The following is a 17,564-nucleotide window of genomic DNA, read 5'->3' on the forward strand; positions in this document are numbered from 1 at the left end:
GGGTCTCCCTTTCTTTGCATCATGGGTGCTTGAATTTCGCGCGGCCCGGGCGGGCGGCGCGAGGTGTGGCTAGGCGAAAGCGCGGAGGTTTTCGATCACCCTCAGGACCTCGAGTGACTCCTCGGGGTCGACCGGCAGCGGACCCTCCCCCTGGAGCGCCGCGGCCAGCCGCGTGTAGAACTCGGGATAGGCACCCGACCGGGCAGGGACCGCCTCGTAGGTTCCGTCGACACCGAGGACCCCCCAAGAGTCCTCGGCCTCGACGCCGTAGGCCGGGTCCGACGGCGACATGCCGCCCGCCAGCGCGGGCTCCTGGCTGTCCAGACCCCACTTGGTGTACCCGGCCACGGAGCCCAGGACGTGGAAGCGCGGGCCGACCCGGGCCGCCATGCCGTTCATCCAGAGCCGTGAGCGGATCCCGGATGCGTGCAACAGGGAAACGAAGGCCTCGGTGTCGGCGCCATCCGGGTGTCCGTGGTTGGCGGTCTCCGCGTAGCTCTCCGCTACAGGGCCGAACAGCTGGACTGCCTGGTCGATCAGGTGGGCGCCGAGGTCATTGAGAATGCCGCCGCCGTCGGACGCCGTCGCAGTGTCCCGCCAGTTCCCAAACCCATCCGGCCGCCACCACTCAAAGCGCGACTCGAAGCTGCGGACCTCGCCCAGCGCTCCTTCCCGAACCAGCTCCCGGAGGGTCAGGAAGTCGGCGTCCCAACGCCGGTTCTGAAAGACCGTAAGCTGCACGCCGGCGTCAGCCGCGCGGGAGATGAGAGCGTCGCCCTGGGCCGTGCTCGTGACGAATGGCTTGTCCGCCACAACGTTCAGGCCGCGGTCCATTGCCGTTGCAGCCAGGTCGTAGTGAGTCTGCGGCGGCGTCCCGAGAACGACCAGGTCCAGGCTTCCGGCATGCGTGAACAGTGCCTCCGGCGTAGGGACGATCCGGGCGTGCGGGTAGAGCCTGGCCGCCTCCGCGGCGCGGGCCGGATCCGCCGTAACAATGACGTCCAGCGAGTAGCCGGGATGCGCTGCGATCAGCGGCGCGTGGAAGACCTTGCCGGAGACACCGAAGCCGACGACGGCGGTGCGGATGGGCTCCGCTGCGCCGCTGCCCATCAGAGCACCTCCGAGAGGAACCGCTGGAGGCGTTCGCTTTGGGGGTTGTCGAAGAGCTGGGCGGGGGTGCCGGATTCGACAACTTCGCCTTCGTCCATAAAGACGACCTGATCGGCGACTTTGCGGGCGAACCCCATCTCGTGCGTGACCACCAGCATGGTCATGCCGCGGCGGCCCAGGCCTGCCATAAGGTTCAGCACGCCCTTAACCAGTTCGGGGTCCAGCGCGCTGGTGGCCTCGTCGAAGAGCATGACTTCCGGTTCCATGGCCAGGGCGCGGGCAATTGCGACGCGCTGCTGCTGTCCGCCGGAGAGGTCCCGGGGCCGGTGGTCGGCGCGCTCGGCGAGGCCCACCTCGGCGAGGCGGCGGCGGGCACGTTCGCGCGCTTCGGCCTTCGGCATTCCCTTGACGCTCCACAGCGCCAGGGCGACGTTCTCGAGGGCGGTGTGGTCCGGAAAAAGGTTGAAGTGCTGGAAGACCATGCCGAGGCGGGCCCGCAAGAGATCCGGTTTGACCTGCAGGGCGCTCTCACCGGCCAGGAGCACGTCCCCGCTCGTGGGTTCATGCAGCCGGTTGACACCGCGGAGCAGGGTGGACTTGCCGGAGCCGGAGGGCCCGATGATGCAGGTGGTGGTGCCCGGCGCAACGTTGAGGCTGACGTTCCGGAGCACCTCGATGTCACCGTAGGCCATGGTCAGGTTTCTCAGTTCCAGGCTGGAACCGTGGAAGGTCTCGATGTCCGGCGCAGTATTGCTGGCGGTGTTGCTTGCGAGGCTCATGTGTTGCTCCCGGTGGTCAGCGGTGAGGCGGCGGCGAGTTCGTTGACTTCCTTGAGGCCGCTGCTGGGGGCGGCGGGGCGGCGTCGGCCGGTGCGGAAGCGGTTGTCGAAGTAGTTGACCAGGTGGGTAAGGGGCACCGTGACCACCAGGTAGAAGATCCCGGCCAGGACCAGCGGGGAGAGGTTGCCGGAGAGGACGGCGGCATCCTGGCCCACGCGGAACAGTTCCCGTTCGGAAACCAGCATGCCCAGGAAGTAGACCAGCGAGGAGTCCTTCACAATGGCGATGAACTGGTTGACCAGCGCGGGCAGGACCCGGCGGACACCCTGCGGGACAACCACCAGGGCCATCGATTTTGCGTAGCTCATGCCCAGCGCGCGACAGGCTTCGCCCTGTCCTTTGTCCACGCTCTGGATACCGGCGCGGAAGATCTCGCCGATGTAGGCACTGGCAATCAGGCTCAGGGCGATGATTCCCAGGGGATAGGGCGACGGGCCGAAGATCGACTGGCTGAGACGGGCGAATCCCTGGCCGATCAGCAGGATGGTCAGGATGGCCGGAAGCCCACGGAACAGGTCCGTGTAGATCCGGGCCGGGACACGGAGCCAGGCGGACGGGGATATCCCCATCACGGCGACGACCATACCGAGGGCGACACCGAGGATGGTGGCGGCGACGGAGATGATGAGGGTGTTGAGGAGTCCGACTCCCAGAAGCTGGGGCAGGACTTCGGCCATTGCGCCGAAGTCGAAGAAAGTGCGGGTGATGGTGCTTAACCAGTCCATGGTGTCTCTCAGACGTAGGTAGCTTGTGGATCCCAGGCGGGCCGCGCTGTGCGGCCCGCCCGGTCAGGTGGCAGCGGAGGGACTGCCGGAGGTGTCCGCCTTGCGGCTTACTTGCTGGACGTGGGGCTGGGTGAGGGGCTTGCCGCCTGCTCGGCCTTCGGCAGGTACTGCTTGGGCATCGGCGATCCCGGGAACCACTTCTGGTACAGCTTCTTCCAGGTGCCGTCTTCCATGGCGGCGGCCAGCCCCTTGTTCAGGGCGTCCTTGAAGGCCGTCTTGCCCTTCGCCACGGCGAACCCGGCGGGGGCGTCGAAGGACGGGATGTCCGCGGCGCTGACCAGTCCGTACTTCTCCTCGTAGGCCTTGGCTGCCTCGTAGTCCAGGAAGTGCGCGTCCACGGATCCGCTGTTCACGGCTGAAATAGCGGTGTTGTTGTCCGGGAAGCGCACCAGGCTGGCCGAGGTGAAGTTCTTGACGGCGTAGGCCTCCTGGAGCGTCCCCTGCACCACGCCGAGGCGTTTTCCGGCGAGCGCGTCAGCGTTGGCAATGCCCGAGTTCTTTGTGGTGATGACGGTCAGGTAGCCAGCCAGGTAGCCGTCGGAGAAGTCGACGGTTTGCTTGCGCTTGTCCGTGATGCCGATCGCCGCGACGCCGGCGTCGAACTGGCCGTTGGAGACGGCGGCGAGCAGCCCGGAGAAGTCCTGACCGGTAAAGACGACCTTGTCGATACCGGCGCGGTGGGCGACATCCTTGAAGAGTTCGACGTCGAAGCCGGTGAAGTTCCCCTGCGCATCGGCGAAGGTGTAGGGCTTGGAATCACCCAGGCTGGCCACGCGAATGGTGCCGGGCTCGATCAGGCCGTAGGGGTTGTCCGCCGGCGACGACGACGCGGACGAGGCTCCGCCGCAGCCGGACAGTGCGAGCACCGCGGCAACAGCAGCGGCAATGAGCGCCCCGGGGCGCAGCTTGTTTCCTGTGTTCACAGCGTTTTCCAATCGTGGGGTGGGGAGCGAGGTAGGTGGGCGGTGTGCCCCGTGGTGGGTGAGGGCCGATGCGGGTCTTGCTGAGTCCGGTCTCAGTCCCTAGGATTGAGACCGGACTCACATCGATTGCTAGAAATGTAATCGAAGCCACATGGGGCGTCAAGGGTCCGCTACGAAAGGCCGTCATGAAGAGTGATGCTTCCCGTCGCCGCGATGTCACCGTCGCCGACGTCGCGCGGGCCGCCCAGGTGTCAAAAGCCCAGGCGGCCCGTGCCCTGGGCAACTACGGCGCTGTGAGCGAGGATGTGCGCGAGCGGGTGCTGGCCGCCGCCGAGGAGCTGGACTACCGGCCCAATGAGCTGGCCCGCAGCATGAACACGGGCAAATCGCACACCATCGGGGTGGTGGTGGGCGACATCGAAAACCCCCATTTCGGCCTGGCCACCCGGGGCATCACGGACACCGCCAAGCGCAGCGGCTACAACGTCATCCTGATCAACACGGACGAGGACACGGCCGCGGAAATCGATGCCGTCAGGGTGCTGCTGGACAAGCGTGTGGACGGGTTGATCGTGGCACCGGCGTCTTCGGTCGAGACGCAACATCTGCGGCGCGTCCACGAGTCCGGCCGCCCGCTGGTCCTGCTGGACCGCAAGGCGCCCGGGCTCGACGTCGACACCGTCGCCGTCGACATGGAGGACATCTCCTATGAATCCACGAGTTACCTGATCAATGCCGGCCACCGCAGGATCGCCTTCATCTCCACGCTCCGGACGGACGAACCGTACCGTGAAGGCATGCCGCTGGACTCTTCCCAGATCTCGGACCGGCGCGCCGGGCTGCACCGTGCGTTCGTTGACGCCGGCCTGCAACCGCCGGATGACCTGATCCGCCTCAACGCCGGCGATGACGAGTCGATCCGGAAGATCACCCGCGAGCTGCTGCAGCGCCCGGACCCGGCGACGGCGATTATCGCCTCCGACGGTTTGATCGGGCTGAGTGTCGTTGAGGCTATCCAGGAGCTCGGCCTGTCGATTCCGGAGGATGTCTCCTTCCTCATGTACGACGACTTCGCTTGGACGCGGCTCACCACGCCTCCGCTCACGGTCATCGCGCAGCCCGTGTATGAGATGGGCGTAGCCGCAGCCGCGGCCCTGATCCGGCAGATGGAGGATCGGAAGGCGCCTGCGGCGGCGCCCGTGTTTACGGCGGAGCTGATCCGCCGGGGCTCCGTCGCGGCACCGGCGCCGGGTTAGACGTCGACCACGGCGTGAGCTTCCCGCCGGCCGCCGGGAGTCCGGGCCTTGAGCCGGTACATATCCTGGTCGGCGGCGATCAGCAGTGCCTTGGCCAGCTCCTGGCACTCCGCCGTCCCGGCGCCCGCCGGGACGGCGGTTTGTGCCAGGCCCACGGACATCCCCAGCCGCAGCACGGTCCCCTCAATGGTGACGGGCGCTGCAAGGCAGTCCCGGACCCGGCCGGCTACCGCTTCCAGCTCCCCCGGGTGCTCCAGCCCGGGGATCAGAACCACAAACTCGTCCCCGCTGTAACGCGTCACGGTGTCCTCGCCGCGCACGGCCCCGGCGAACATCCGCGCGACGTGCTCCAGGACCTGGTCTCCGGCCGCGTGGCCCAGGGTGTCGTTCACCTGCTTGAAGTTATCGATGTCGCAAAACAAAAGGCCCACGCTGTGCCGCTGCTCGCCGGCGCGGGCCACGGCCGCCAGCAGGCTGTCCTGGAGCTGCCGCCGGTTGGGCAGGCCGGTCAGCGGGTCATGCAGGGCCCGGTGCCGCGCTTCCTGTAGGAGCTTGGCGCGCTCCGCCTCGGCGTCCGCGAGTTGCCGGTGGGCGCTGGCCAGCTCACGCTCGTACCGCCGCCGTTCGGGGGCGGCGAAGAAGATCATCAGGTCCCGCGGCTCGCCGCCGTTGAGTGTCCGGGTGACCGAGAGCAGCACCGGCTTGCGATGCCCGTCCGGCCCCAGCAGTGCGATCGAAAGTTCGGCCAGGTGGCCGTCGCGTTCCAGCTTCGGCCCGGCATGCGTACGGTACATCAGCCGGTCGCCGGCCGGCAGCAGGTCCAGCAGGCGGGTGCCCTCGAGGGCGTCGACGCCGGTCCAGGCGCACATGGTGGCGTTCGCGGCCAGAATGGTCCCGTCCCGGCCGGCTACGACGTAGCCGGCCGGCGCCTGGTGGAAAAGCTGCCCGTAGTCGACGGCCTGGGTCCTCTGGCTCATCGCTGCTTCAGGTATTCGAGGATGGCGGTGGCGGTTTCCTCCGGCGCGCTGCTTTGCGGGAAGTGGCCGGTGGCCGCCAGCCGCACCAAGGTGCTGGCCGGCAGTTCCCGGTGCAGGTAGGTGCCCACGTGGTCCGGCGTGACAACGTCGTCGGTGCTTTGCAGGACCAGCGCGGGGATGGTCACATCGGGCAGCAGGTGCCGAACGTCGGAGAGGAACGCCACCCGGGCGAAGTCGCGGGCGACCCGCGGGCTGATCCGGCCGAAGCTGCCCTGGATTTCGCGGTCCAGCTCGGGCGCGTGGGGCGCGTTCATGTAGACCGGTGCCATCTGCTCGGCCCAGACGAGGTAATTGGCGTCCAGGGATTCGAAGACGTCGTCGAGGTCTTCGCGGGTGAACCCTCCCACGTACCCCTCCCCGGGGTGGTCGAGGTAGCTGGGCGACGCAGTGAGCAGGACGAGACGGTCGAAGCGGCGACCCTGGTCGCGGGAGGCGGCGCTGACCGCCATCATGGACCCGACGCTGTGGCCGATCAGGGTGGCGTGCTCCAGCCCGAGTTCCGCGCAGACTTCCATCAGGTCATCGACGTAGGGGTCGAGCGCGGAATAGGTGGCCGAATCGTAGGCGGACTGGTCCGATCCCCCGGATCCCACGTGGTCCAGCAGGACCACCCGGTAGCGGTCGGTGAACCAGGGCAGGACCCTGCCCCACGTGCTCTGGTCGGTGCCAAAACCATGGGCGAACACCAGGACCGGGCCGTCTTCGGGCCCGTACACGTGCACGTTGTTGCGTGCTGCTACCCCAGACGCCATCTGCCAACCCAACCTTTTCACTTCAGCCGCTAGAACCCGCCGATCTTTCCCGGCGGCGGCCCGCGCCTTCGCGGGTCCGGTCCGGACAATCCGCCGGCAGCTTCCTGCTCGTGAATTCAGCTGGGGCCGTTTGCGGAACGTAGCCGTGCCACGGCTCTTCGACTGGCTGGCTCCCATGATAGCCCGGCAGCGTGCCGGGCCGATGCCGCATCGCCGCAGGTCATACGGTGGGAGCGGCGCAGGAGCGCGGGTTCCGGAGCGTCAACGTGCGGAGTTGGGCACGCGCTTTACTGCTTCACTTCGAAGCGAGATCCACAAGTCGGTGAGTTATGGACGCCGTGGACTCGTATAGTTCCCTGTAAAGCCCGTATAGAGCGTGGTACCTGGCCGACAATTCTTCGCGGGGCCGGGTTACAGCGACGATTGGATTCCAGTCGTGTATGTCTACCGCGTCCAGAGAGCCGGCGGCCAGGAAGGCGGACCCAAAGCTCGCCCCGATCGTTACGAGAGGTATGTGCTGCTCCAGCCCCGTGACGTCGGAGACGATCTGGGTCCACAAGCCCCCTTTAGTACCGCCGCCGACGGCAATAGTGCGGCGCACGGATCCCCCCAGATTTTCGAGTTCCTGAATATTGTGTCGGACTCCGAAGGCTGTTGCCTCCAACGTCGCACGGTACAGGTCGCCACGGTTGTGGTTTAGATTCAGTCCCGCAAGGAGGCCGCGGGCTTCCGGGTCCGCGACGGGTGTGCGCTCCCCTGCGAAGTACGGAAGCATGAGCAAGCCGTTCGCGCCCGGCCCAGATTTATTCGCCTCGTCAAGCAGGACCGAGTAGTCAGGCGAACCGAGGAGGGTCCGAAGCCACGTTGTGATGGCACCGGATGTTGCCATACCGCCAGCAAGATTGTAGGTACCCGGCAGCACGCCGACCGTGCCCCATAGACAGGACGAGGTTGCTCGTTCCTGGAGCGTGCTTATCAGGAACATCGTCGTGCCATACATCACCATCAGGTCGCCGGGGCGTTGTGCTCCCACGCTTACGGCTTCCGCCCAAGCATCGATAGTTCCACCGATAACCGGCACGCCTTCCGGTATGCCGGTAGTTTTCGCTGCTTCCCCGGTTATGTAACCAACGACGTCACCCGGCCAGACGAGACGGGGCAGCTCGATAGATTGAATCAGCGGTTCGGCATAGGGCCTGTACCAGCCGTGTGCCGACGTGTCGTACATGGGAGTGCATTGGCTTGCTGAGTGGTGGTCGAGAACGTACTCACCTGTCAACTTGTGGACCAGCCAAGAACTCGGCATGAAGAGCATTCGCGCCTTGGACGCCACGTCTGGTTCATGTTCGGAGAGCCATGCGAGTTTTGGGCCTACGGCCTGTGAGGAGAGGGCCGATCCGCACCGTTCGACGATCGATTGCTCGCCGAAAGCGCGGTTCAGATCGTCGATCTGCCTAACGGCCCGTGAATCGATTCCGTAGAGGATTGCCGGCCGGAGCGCTTTGGCCTGCTGATCCGCGACCAGAACGCATGGCCCCATGCCACTTACCCCGACCCCGACTATCCGGACGTCCTCCGCAGCTGTAAGTTCCCTGGAAATCTCCACGGCTTCCCGCCACCAGATGGCGGAGTCCATCTCCACGCGGCCCGGCGATGGGCGGGCAACGTCGTGGTCGCGTACTGCAGTTGCATGAATCTTGCCACTGAAATCTACCAGCACCCCCTTGCTACTGGACGTGCCAATATCGATGCCCAGCACAACTTCTCGCATCTTTCCTCACATTCAGAGCCCACCCCTTGGGGGCGGGTCGTTTGATAGTCACACTTCGACGGAAGTCCGACCGTGAATTTCAGGAAATGACGCTCGTCGTTCCACCGGCTAGGCCGGCCGGTCAGTGATGACCGGCCGGTGGACTGCCGCCCCCAGGGCCCCTCCGTCATCCGTCTGCGGGAACGGGGGCTCAGTGCCCTCCTTCGATTGAACGCCCCTCGGTGTCTAGGTGATCTCGCCAAGACCTCTTGGCCTTCCAACCAAGCATGCGTTCGGCCTTTGCGCATGAGATACCGGACGAGTCCACGCGGCTTAGCTCCCGGAGCTCAATCTGATCTCCGTAGTACTCCTTTAGAACACTTGCGAAGTCCCTCCCACCTACGTTGTCGGGGTTAGCGATATAAAAGACCTCGTGGCCTGGGATATTCGATTCGACGGCCAACACAATTGCGTCCGCGAGATCCTCCGAGTCGACGTAACTCCAAAGGTTTGGGCTCAGTTTTCCTGCGTCGCGGACCTGTGCGCCCAGGTTCCTTTCATAGTTTCCGGGGTGCTGGACGTGACTTGGCCGAATCGAAATACAGCGCATGTCGCTTCGGCGAACCGCGGCGTCGCAAAGTTCTTCGCCGAAGAGTTTGGAGAGAGCATACGGATCCTGCGGCCGGATCGGGTGATTCTCGTCGACCGGCGCGTAATCCGGAAGGACTGGGCGTTCGGGAAAGAAGAACCCCGGCACGGTCTCGCTGGAGATATTCACGAAAACCTTGACGCCAGCGCGGACGGACGCCTCAATCATGTTGAAAGTGCCCATGATGTTGTTCTGGAAGACGACGTGTGCAGGGTTGTGTGTGGGCTCCGGAATCGCGCCGGCGTGGACCACTGCGTCGAATCCTCGAACCATTCCGTAGACCTGCCCCGCATCCGTCAGGTCAGCTTGCTGATAGTCGGGTTCGCCGGGAAGAATCCGGTCAAAAGCATGACGTCCAAGATCGGAGCCAGTGACATCATGTCCGGCTGAGATGAGGGCACGAACAACAGCGGTGCCCACCTTTCCGCGGGACCCAGTTACGAGGACTTTCATCTTTGCTACTCCTATGTATTGTGCTCCGTCGGCGGGCCACCTTACGGGCCCGCCGACTGGCCAGGTCGGCCGCTCTCAGCCGTTGCAGGGGGAAGATTGATCCGGCTGACAGCTGTGAGCTAACTTTCGTCGATATCTATGAACGGGCGGGCACGCTGGCGGTGCGCCACGCTTCAAGGAAACGCCACATCGCGGTCGCTCCCGGATCTTGCAGGCCGATGCTGCGCTCCTGGAGCCAAGCGGCACGGCCTCGGCGTGAACGCAACGAACGCGTCTCAACGACGGCCTTCTCTGCCGCGGCGATGGCGGCATCCAGCCCGGTTGATCCGCTTCGGCTGACGTCTAAGGCGTCGGCGGCAGGCATGATGGCATCGACGATTGTCTTATCACCAAGCTGTGTCTTGCCCCGCTGCGCAATGTTGTCCCCAGCAGCGCGGACAAAGCGTGCCGCCGCAACGATGTCCACATCCTCAACGTCTTTCCAGACCTTGGATCCGGCGAGCAAGCCTCCGGCCACGAGCGCGGCCATGGTGGACGGGTTCGCGTTGGCGAAAGCCTTGGCGCAGGCCCTGGCAATCTCCGAAGGGTTGGCACTTTCCGGGAGGTCGGCTAAAGCGTCAATTACCGCGCCGGCGCCGAGGGTGATCGTAATACCAAGGTCGCCGTCCCCCAAGGCCTGGTCCAGATCGCGCAGTTCATCCGCGTACTTAACGACCTCCCTGAGGCTTCCTTGGATCTGTTCAATGAGCTGTGTCGAGTGCATGCTTTAGACCTCCAGGAAGAAGGGTGAAGCGGCCGGTGCTTCAAGCAGCGACAGCCGTTCGTCGTTGAGTTTAAGGAGCGAGATGGACGCGCCTGCCATCTCCAGGCTCGTGGCATATTCGCCGATGTAGTTCTTGCTGATCGAAACACCGTGGCCGGAGAGAAGCTGGTGCGCACGCCTGTACATGACGTAGAGCTCCTCCAGTGGAGTTGCGCCCATCCCGTTCACGAGAATGGCAACGCGGTCGCCCTCGGTGAGGTCTAGGTCTTCGATCAAAGCCGTAACCAGACGGTCGGTGATGGCATCGGCGGGTTCGAGCGCCCCACGGTGGATACCTGGCTCACCATGGATCCCGATTCCGATTTCCATCTCTCCGTCAGGAAGGTCAAAGCTCAAGGAACCAGTAGTCGGGAGGATGGTGGGTGACAGTCCGATCCCCATGGTCGCCGTATTGTCGACGATGTCCTCAGCAACGGCTGCCACCTCGTCAAGGCTGTCTCCGCGCTCGGCCGCTGCGCCGGCTGCCTTGTAGGCAAAGATCAGTCCAGCGACCCCTCGGCGTTCCAAGCGATTTTCTTTGGGCTGGCTGGCCACGTCGTCGCGGCCCATAACGGTCCGCGTCTCGATGTCTTCAAGTTCCGCCAGATCGGCCGCCAGATCGAAATTAAACACGTCGCCGCCATAATTCCCATACAGGTAAAGGACGCCGGCGCCCCCACTGACGGCCTTTGTTGCCTCAAAACACTGCTGCGAGCTGGGCGAACTAAAGACGTTTCCGATCGCAACCCCTGAGCAAAGCCCTTGGCCTACGTAGCCCTTGAACAGCGGCAGATGGCCAGACCCCCCTCCGGTGACAATCCCGACTTTGCCTGCAACCGGCGCATCTGCGCGGACAAGAATGCGGGGATCGTCGCCGGGGGTCTTCAACTTGTCAGGGTGTGCGAGGAGGATTCCTTCGATCATCTCGTTGACGAAGTCCTCAGGCTTATTAATGATCTTCTTCACGGTTTTCTTTCTGTTGACGCATGGGAGGTTGTTGGGCGGGCACTGCAGAAAGCATGGTTGGCAGCCGGGGTCCGGAACAGAGCCCTATCCCGGCTGGACCGCAGCTTGAGGCAATCGCCGGCGGCGACGCCACCGGATCTGCTCAAAGGCCATCGCTGCCACGAGGATCACACCCTGGGCGATCGCGTACTGGTAGGAGGAGAGTCTTAGCGCGGTGAAGCCGCTGGACACAATCTGCAAAGTAAGCGTCGCCAGCACGACGCCGAAGACGGTGGCGAACCCGCCGTTGGGGTTCGTACCACCGAGCACCGCTATGACGATGACCAGGAGAACGTAGGAAGCTCCATAGTCGGCCGACGCGGTGGGGTTGCGGGCGATGAAAAACACCCCCGCGAGGCCGCTGAGGAGACCGGTCAGAACGTACGTGCTCATAAGAGTCTTCTGCCTGCCTATGCCTGAGTAACGAGCCGCCGTTGGGTTGGCGCCCTGGAGCTGAATTCTTAGCCCAAGAGGGGTTCGATTGACGATGATGCCGACCGCAATGGCCAGAAGAATGAACACGAAGAAAAGGGTTGGAATCCCGCCTAAGGTCGAGGCCCCAATGGCTGTTAGGGCGGCGGGTGTACCGTTCAAGGTCTTGCCGCCGGTCCAGGCAACAGCGATTCCATTGAAGATCTGTAGGGTGCCCAGAGTTGCAAGAATCGGCGTGATACCCAGGACTGAGATCAGGAGCCCGTTGACGCAACCGGCCGCCGCCCCGACGGCGATGCCGACGAGGACAATAAGTGGGAAAGATTGCTCGGCAAGGGCCGGATCGCTTGCGGATACGGCCGTGTACATTGTCGACATTGTGATGGCTGCAAGGTTGGCCGTTGCCACCAGCGACAGGTCGATTCCGCCGGTAAGCATTGCCAGCATCATCGCGACCGCAAGCACCCCGATTTCGGGTGAATTCAGCGCGATGTTGCGCAGGTTGGTGCCGCTGAGGAATACCGACGGCTTCAGTACTGCGAAGATGGCGAACGCAACGAGGAGTAGAGCCAGCATCCGCTTGACCCCGCCTTGCAGACCCGCCATTCCCAACGTGCGGGTCCAGGCAGAGTCGAGTGAGTCATTTAGGCGGCCAAGGGATTTTACTTGGGGACCTGCGTTTTTCATGCTGCGACCTCCTGCGTCTGAGGGACCTCATCGAGGATGCGGGCTTGGGTAGTACGGCGTGATGCCAGTGCCTGGATGCCCACACCCACCAGCAGCAGAACACCCACAGCCGTTCGCTGCCAAGCGCTCGGCACCCCCGCGAGAATGAGGCTGTTATAGATCACTTGGACCAGGAGAACGCCCAGCGTAGTTCCAAGAACCGAGCCGCGGCCGCCGAAGATCGACGCTCCGCCGAGGACAACCGCGGCAATGATGTCGAGTTCGCTGCCGACAAGGATCTGCGGGCTGGCGCTGCGTCCCATGATGACGTAGATCAATCCGCCCACCGCGGCCATGGCGCCGGCCACTACATAGACGATCATCTGTGTGCGAACCACGCGGATTCCGGCGCGACGAGCGGCCTCCACATCCCCGCCGATGGCGTAGATGCTTCGTCCGAACATCGTGCTCCTGAGAACCCACGCGAGGCCGAGTGCCAGAAGCACCGCGGGGACGACTAAGACATGCAGATAGGCGCTTCCGCTTGCGGTGTCGACTTCCACGAGGTTAGACGTGGAGATTTGCGCCATTGACGTCGGCAAATCAGCTATGTAGCGGGAGCCGACATATGTGAGCAGCGCACCCTTGAAAATGCCTTGGGTACCAAGCGTGACGATGAGCGTCGGCAACCTGAACTTCGCTATGAGGAACCCGTTGATAGCGCCCAGCGAGGCGCCCATCAGCAACGCAAGAACGAAAACTCCCACGAGTCCGAAGTCCGGCATTCCTGTCTCGAGCGCCCGCACCGTGGTGTAGGCCGCAAAAACCGCTATAGCAGCAAACGAGACGTCTATGCCACCGGAGATGATGACCATAAGGACGCCTAGGGCAAAAATCAGAGGCACGATGGAGCTGCGAAGAATGCTGAAGGCCGTCGGTAAGGTGAAGAACACCGGATTGGCTATGGACATGGCCACAATGAGTGCCAGGAGGACTACTGCGAGGACGCCTTCATTGTTGGGGCCCCGGAGTCGCCGGAGCCTCGCCGAAGTTCCCGGCTTGGTGTCGCTCATGCAGCCACCTTCTCTCGGATAGTGTCCACGGCGACATCGTCGCCTTCGAGGACTTCAACAACCCTGCCGTGCCGTACGACAAGTACACGATGGCAACAAGCCACAAGCTCGGGCGCGTCGTCCGAGATCACGATGATGCCCATGCCGTCCGCAGCCTCGGCTCGTAGAATGCTGAGAATCTCCGCTTTTGATCCGATGTCAACACCAACGGTTGGACCGTTGAGCATCAAAATGCGAGGCCTGCGTGCAAGCCACTTGGCGAGCACTACCCGTTGCGCGTTGCCGCCTGAGAGGGTGCGGACCGGGGACTGAACGTTTGGAGCCTTGACCCGCAACCGCTCAAAGAGCCGTTGGATGGTCTGCCGTACGGCACGCAGGTCGAGGGTTCCCAGACGGGTCGTATGCTCGGCCGGCGAACCGGCAATAATATTGTCCGCGATCGACTTGTCCATAAAGAGCCCCTGGGTGAGGCGGTCCTCGGGCACGTAGCCAATGCCCGCCTCGATTGCGTCCTTGATGGAGCGGATGCGTACCTCTTTGCCGTCAATCCTTACGGTGCCGGAGTCGTGCGGCACCGCACCGAAGAGCGATTCAGCGATTTCGGTGCGGCCCGAACCAAGAAGCCCGGTCACCCCAAGAATCTCGCCCCGCCGAAGGCTGAACGAGACGTCCTCGTAGGCTCCCCGCAGTCCGAGCCCCGCGAGTTCCAGGACGACGTCGGTTCTCGGATCCAGCTGGCTTACATGGCGCGTCTCGTCAAGTTCGCGTCCTGTCATGTGGAGCGCGATCGTCGACGGATCCAAGGTTGAGGCAGGACTCGTAACGACGTTCCTGCCCGAACGCAGGATCGCAACGCGCTGGGAGATCTTCAAAACCTCATCCAGTTTGTGCGAAACGAAAATGAGCGCCACTCCTTTGGCACGCAATCGCTCTACAATTTCGAAGAGCCTGTCCACCTCGGAGTGGGTGAGTGCAGTGGTCGGCTCGTCCATAATCAGCACCCGCGCATCACTGACGAGCGCGCGGCAGATCGCAGTCAGTTGCTTGTCGGCGACTGAGAGCTTCTCCACGTCGGCATCGAGGTCAAGGTGCAAGCCCAAATCGTGGACGATGGCCTGCGCTTTGGGACGTGCGCGCCGGGAACTATGAAGCCGATGACGGCTCGCCACTGCCGAGGTCAGGACAATATTCTCGGCGACAGTGAGGTTCGGGAACAAGGAGAAATCCTGGTAGATGACCTGGATTCCGCTCTTGATCGCGGTGGTCGGGTCCATCGAAGAATATGAGGTTCCATCAACGATGATGTCGCCGGAGTCCGGCGTCTCGGCTCCGGAAATTATTTTGATTAGGGTGGACTTCCCACAGCCGTTCTCACCGGCGAGGCAAAGGACTTCACCAGCCCGCAGATCGAGCGATACATCGCTCAGTGCAGCAACGCCGCCAAATGTCTTGACAATGTTCCGCACTTCGAGCACAGGCGAAGGCGGCCCCTGGAGGGCAGTACTTGTCATATCGGAACCCTTTCAGGAGGGCGTGGGGCGCTATACGATCCGCCCCACGCCCCGGACTATCAGAAGTTGTACTGCTTTGCGGATTCGGCATCCGCCTCGATAGAAGCATCGCCCAGGAATACGTTGTCGTAGCCCTCGAGCTTCTTCAGGCTGTTGTAGCCCTTAATGCCGAGATCAGTGCCCGTTTCGATCTTTCCTCCGGTGGCAAGGATGCGGGCGATCTCAAGCTGAGCCTCCCCGGCCAACGCGGGATCCCAGAAGAAGATCTTGTCGATTCCGCCGGTTGCGAGATACTTGCTCGCCGCGGACGGAATCGACGTTCCCATGACGCAGATGTCCTTTGCCTTGCCGGCTTCCTCGACGGCGCGGGCAATGCCCGGAACGTCATTTCCGGCGGACCCCTCGAAGCCCTTGATGTTCGGGTGCTTGGCGAGAATCTCCTTGGCCTTCTGGTACGCCGCAGCCTCGTTGTCCGTGCTTTCAATCGGATCCTCGACGCGCTTCATGTCGGGGAAGTTCGACTTCTGGTAATCAAAGGCGGCGCCGACCCACTCCATGTGCGTCTTGGCCGTAAGTCCGCCAACGAACTGCACGTACTCGCCCTTGCCTTCCATGCACGTACCCAAACTCTTCATGATCTTCTGGCCGTACACCTTGTTGTCGAACGCCTCAATATCGATGTCGACATTCTTGATGCCCGTGGCCTCGTGCGCGACCGTGATGATGCCCTTGGCCTTGGCCTGGGCCAGAACATTTGCAACGGCTTCAGGCGAGTTCGGCACCACGGTGATGGCCGTCGGCTTCTGCGCCACAAGATCCTGAATGATTTTGATCTGTTTCTCCGGGCTGACGTCATCGCCGCCTTCGGTTCGTGTGTCGATGCCGGTGCGCTTGCCGTAGCTCTGCACGCCTTCATCCATCCGGTCGAACCATGCGATGCCCTTGAGTTTTACTACGGTCACCATGGTCATATCAGACGCTTTGGTGTCGCCGTTCGCGCCGGGCGCTGCCGTGGCGGAGGCCCCATCATTCACGGAGCCGCAGCCCGTCATGAGAACGGCTGAGAGGCCGGCGGCGAAAAACGCTGATGTACGCAAAAGCTTCATCAATTCACTCCTTTGTGATCACGCATTGCGGATGCCTGAATCCGCGCATCGGTTTCTCCGATCTGTGCATACGCTAGGTCATATTCGCGCAGGTGTCGAGAGATTCGTGCAAAATTGCCAAGATCCGCGCGAATATTGCGCGAAATCGTGCGTCGGTCTACCCTTTAGCTCAGACCTAAGAAAGGGGCCCGATGTCGCGCCGCCAGGAGATCGTCGAGCTCATAGAGGAGCACGGCTTCCAGAGCGTCACCACGCTCGCCCGCAAGTACGGGGTGGACGGATCCACGATTCGCAGGGATCTGGAGCGTCTCGCCGAAGAAAAAAAGATCAGGCGAACCCACGGTGGGGCTGCGCCCCTAGAGCCCGCTAACCCAGCGAGAATGCCCGAGCTTCAGTCCCGGGAAAAGGAAGCAATCGGGGCTGCCACTGCGGACAGAATCCTTGAAAACCAAACGGTGCTTCTGGACAGCGGGACGACTTGCCTAGAGGTCGCGAAGCACCTCAACCATTCGCGACTGACTGTGGTTACCCACGACCTGCTGGTAGGGATAGAGGTTTCGCGTAAGCCTCGTATCAATCTGGTATTCATTGGCGGCGAACTCCTTCCCGGCAGCACTTCCATGTGGGGCCCGGCATCCTTGCAACAGCTTGAGAACATGAGGGTAAACGTTGCCGTTTTCGGCGCGGGCGCCGTGATGGACGACGGAATCTATGCAAGCTCTAGCTATTCGATAGAGCTCAAGCGCAAGATGCGCTCGGTGGCAGGCGAGGCGTTCTTTGTTGCAGATAGCTCGAAATTCGGCCGCGAAGCACTGTTTAAGGTCTTTGGGTTTGAGGACTTCACCGCGGGAATCACCGACGACGGAATCGATCCGATTCGGGCCGCGCATTGGCCGATTCCGCTGATTCGGGCGCCGATAGCGCCCAACCCGGGACGTCGCGCGTAGCTGCTCGGCCGCCGGCGACTGGCGCCTTCCAACGACCGAACGTGGAGCCATCAGCCCGCCCCTTCCACCTCCCAGTCGTTGACATCGGCGGGACGCGCGACGACGTCGGCGGCACCGTCACGCAACATGGACAAACATGCCGGCCGCACGGGCGGGCAGCCCTGCGTTGGACGGGTCTGCCGCGTAGTCTTCCTGGCGCCTGCGCAGGCGTCCACGTACCGAGACTTCGGTAAAACAAGCGAGGACAGCGGCCCAGAGCTCTTCAAGGGTCTGGCATTGCGTTGAGGCCCCCGAAGGGCCCGTCATCATCCAGCCCTCTTTCAGCGCGGTCACCCTGGGGGCTCCCGGCAGGCCCTGGCACACACTGTTGATGGTGGCTGCGACAATCAGGTTCTGCCGCATCGTCCTGACCGGTCCCAGGACGGGATCGGGCACAACGGTTCGTCCGCAGGCGCCGCACATGTGGCC

The 17,564-nt window shown here is 63.2% G+C and carries 17 protein-coding genes; 2 read left to right on the top strand and 15 right to left on the bottom strand.

From position 1 onward, the window contains the following. Positions 1–69 precede the first annotated feature (69 nt). From ACUYM2_RS16035 to ACUYM2_RS16050, 4 genes are all read right to left on the bottom strand, one after another. A complete protein-coding gene (locus ACUYM2_RS16035) occupies positions 70–1,110 on the bottom strand; it encodes a Gfo/Idh/MocA family protein (RefSeq protein WP_481600958.1) in 1,041 nt (346 codons plus the stop codon). Beyond that, entirely contained in the window at positions 1,110–1,889 is a 780-nt protein-coding gene (locus ACUYM2_RS16040) for an amino acid ABC transporter ATP-binding protein (RefSeq protein WP_481600959.1), read from the bottom strand. Before ACUYM2_RS16040 ends, ACUYM2_RS16035 begins: the two co-directional genes overlap by 1 nt. Beyond that, complete coding sequence (locus ACUYM2_RS16045; RefSeq protein WP_481600960.1) at positions 1,886–2,674, bottom strand: amino acid ABC transporter permease; 789 nt, start codon at positions 2,672–2,674, stop codon at positions 1,886–1,888. The genes ACUYM2_RS16040 and ACUYM2_RS16045 overlap by 4 nt, the downstream gene beginning before the upstream one ends. 107 nt (positions 2,675–2,781) lie before the next feature. Next, positions 2,782–3,669 (bottom strand): ABC transporter substrate-binding protein, encoded by an 888-nt coding sequence (locus ACUYM2_RS16050; RefSeq protein ID WP_481600961.1) that lies wholly within the window; start codon positions 3,667–3,669, stop codon positions 2,782–2,784. 173 nt (positions 3,670–3,842) lie between these two features. Between ACUYM2_RS16050 and ACUYM2_RS16055 the strand changes: the two genes are divergently transcribed. Next, the gene (locus tag ACUYM2_RS16055; RefSeq protein ID WP_481600962.1) at positions 3,843–4,913 is read left to right on the top strand and encodes a LacI family DNA-binding transcriptional regulator; all 1,071 of its coding nucleotides are present in this window, start codon (positions 3,843–3,845) and stop codon (positions 4,911–4,913) included. On the opposite strand, the gene ACUYM2_RS16060 is transcribed toward ACUYM2_RS16055, so the two are convergent. The 10 genes from ACUYM2_RS16060 to ACUYM2_RS16105 all read right to left on the bottom strand — a co-directional run bounded on the left by ACUYM2_RS16060 (position 4,910) and on the right by ACUYM2_RS16105 (position 16,149). After that, positions 4,910–5,890, bottom strand: a complete 981-nt coding sequence (locus ACUYM2_RS16060) for a sensor domain-containing protein (protein WP_481600963.1) — start codon at positions 5,888–5,890, stop codon at positions 4,910–4,912. The two genes, ACUYM2_RS16055 and ACUYM2_RS16060, sit on opposite strands and share 4 nt — an antisense overlap. After that, complete coding sequence (locus ACUYM2_RS16065; RefSeq protein WP_481600964.1) at positions 5,887–6,702, bottom strand: alpha/beta fold hydrolase; 816 nt, start codon at positions 6,700–6,702, stop codon at positions 5,887–5,889. Before ACUYM2_RS16065 ends, ACUYM2_RS16060 begins: the two co-directional genes overlap by 4 nt. Before the next feature lie 295 nt (positions 6,703–6,997). Then, positions 6,998–8,473: an FGGY-family carbohydrate kinase gene (locus tag ACUYM2_RS16070; RefSeq protein WP_481600965.1), complete on the bottom strand. Its 1,476-nt coding sequence runs from the start codon at positions 8,471–8,473 to the stop codon at positions 6,998–7,000. Between the two features lie 190 nt (positions 8,474–8,663). Next, on the bottom strand, positions 8,664–9,554 hold the full coding sequence (locus tag ACUYM2_RS16075; protein ID WP_481600966.1) for an NAD-dependent epimerase/dehydratase family protein: 891 nt from the start codon (positions 9,552–9,554) through the stop codon (positions 8,664–8,666). A 136-nt stretch (positions 9,555–9,690) separates the two neighbouring features. Continuing rightward, on the bottom strand, positions 9,691–10,317 hold the full coding sequence (locus ACUYM2_RS16080) for a dihydroxyacetone kinase subunit L (protein WP_481600967.1): 627 nt from the start codon (positions 10,315–10,317) through the stop codon (positions 9,691–9,693). A 3-nt stretch (positions 10,318–10,320) separates the two neighbouring features. Continuing rightward, the gene (locus tag ACUYM2_RS16085; protein WP_481600968.1) at positions 10,321–11,322 is read right to left on the bottom strand and encodes a dihydroxyacetone kinase subunit DhaK; all 1,002 of its coding nucleotides are present in this window, start codon (positions 11,320–11,322) and stop codon (positions 10,321–10,323) included. 84 nt (positions 11,323–11,406) lie between these two features. Further along, a complete protein-coding gene (locus ACUYM2_RS16090) occupies positions 11,407–12,480 on the bottom strand; it encodes an ABC transporter permease (protein ID WP_481600969.1) in 1,074 nt (357 codons plus the stop codon). Beyond that, positions 12,477–13,532, bottom strand: a complete 1,056-nt coding sequence (locus ACUYM2_RS16095) for an ABC transporter permease (RefSeq protein WP_481600970.1) — start codon at positions 13,530–13,532, stop codon at positions 12,477–12,479. The genes ACUYM2_RS16090 and ACUYM2_RS16095 overlap by 4 nt, the downstream gene beginning before the upstream one ends. After that, positions 13,529–15,043, bottom strand: a complete 1,515-nt coding sequence (locus ACUYM2_RS16100; RefSeq protein ID WP_481600971.1) for a sugar ABC transporter ATP-binding protein — start codon at positions 15,041–15,043, stop codon at positions 13,529–13,531. Before ACUYM2_RS16100 ends, ACUYM2_RS16095 begins: the two co-directional genes overlap by 4 nt. 59 nt (positions 15,044–15,102) lie before the next feature. Then, on the bottom strand, positions 15,103–16,149 hold the full coding sequence (locus ACUYM2_RS16105) for a substrate-binding domain-containing protein (RefSeq protein WP_481600972.1): 1,047 nt from the start codon (positions 16,147–16,149) through the stop codon (positions 15,103–15,105). Positions 16,150–16,340: 191 nt separating this feature from the next. On the opposite strand from ACUYM2_RS16105, the gene ACUYM2_RS16110 reads away from it, so the two are divergent. Then, positions 16,341–17,096: a DeoR/GlpR family DNA-binding transcription regulator gene (locus tag ACUYM2_RS16110; protein ID WP_481600973.1), complete on the top strand. Its 756-nt coding sequence runs from the start codon at positions 16,341–16,343 to the stop codon at positions 17,094–17,096. Between the two features lie 117 nt (positions 17,097–17,213). Here ACUYM2_RS16110 and ACUYM2_RS16115 read toward each other — a convergent pair whose 3' ends face one another. Continuing rightward, complete coding sequence (locus ACUYM2_RS16115) at positions 17,214–17,558, bottom strand: hypothetical protein (protein WP_481600974.1); 345 nt, start codon at positions 17,556–17,558, stop codon at positions 17,214–17,216. Between the last annotated feature and the right edge of the window lie 6 nt (positions 17,559–17,564).

Source organism: Arthrobacter sp. SD1074B, assembly GCF_056780195.1.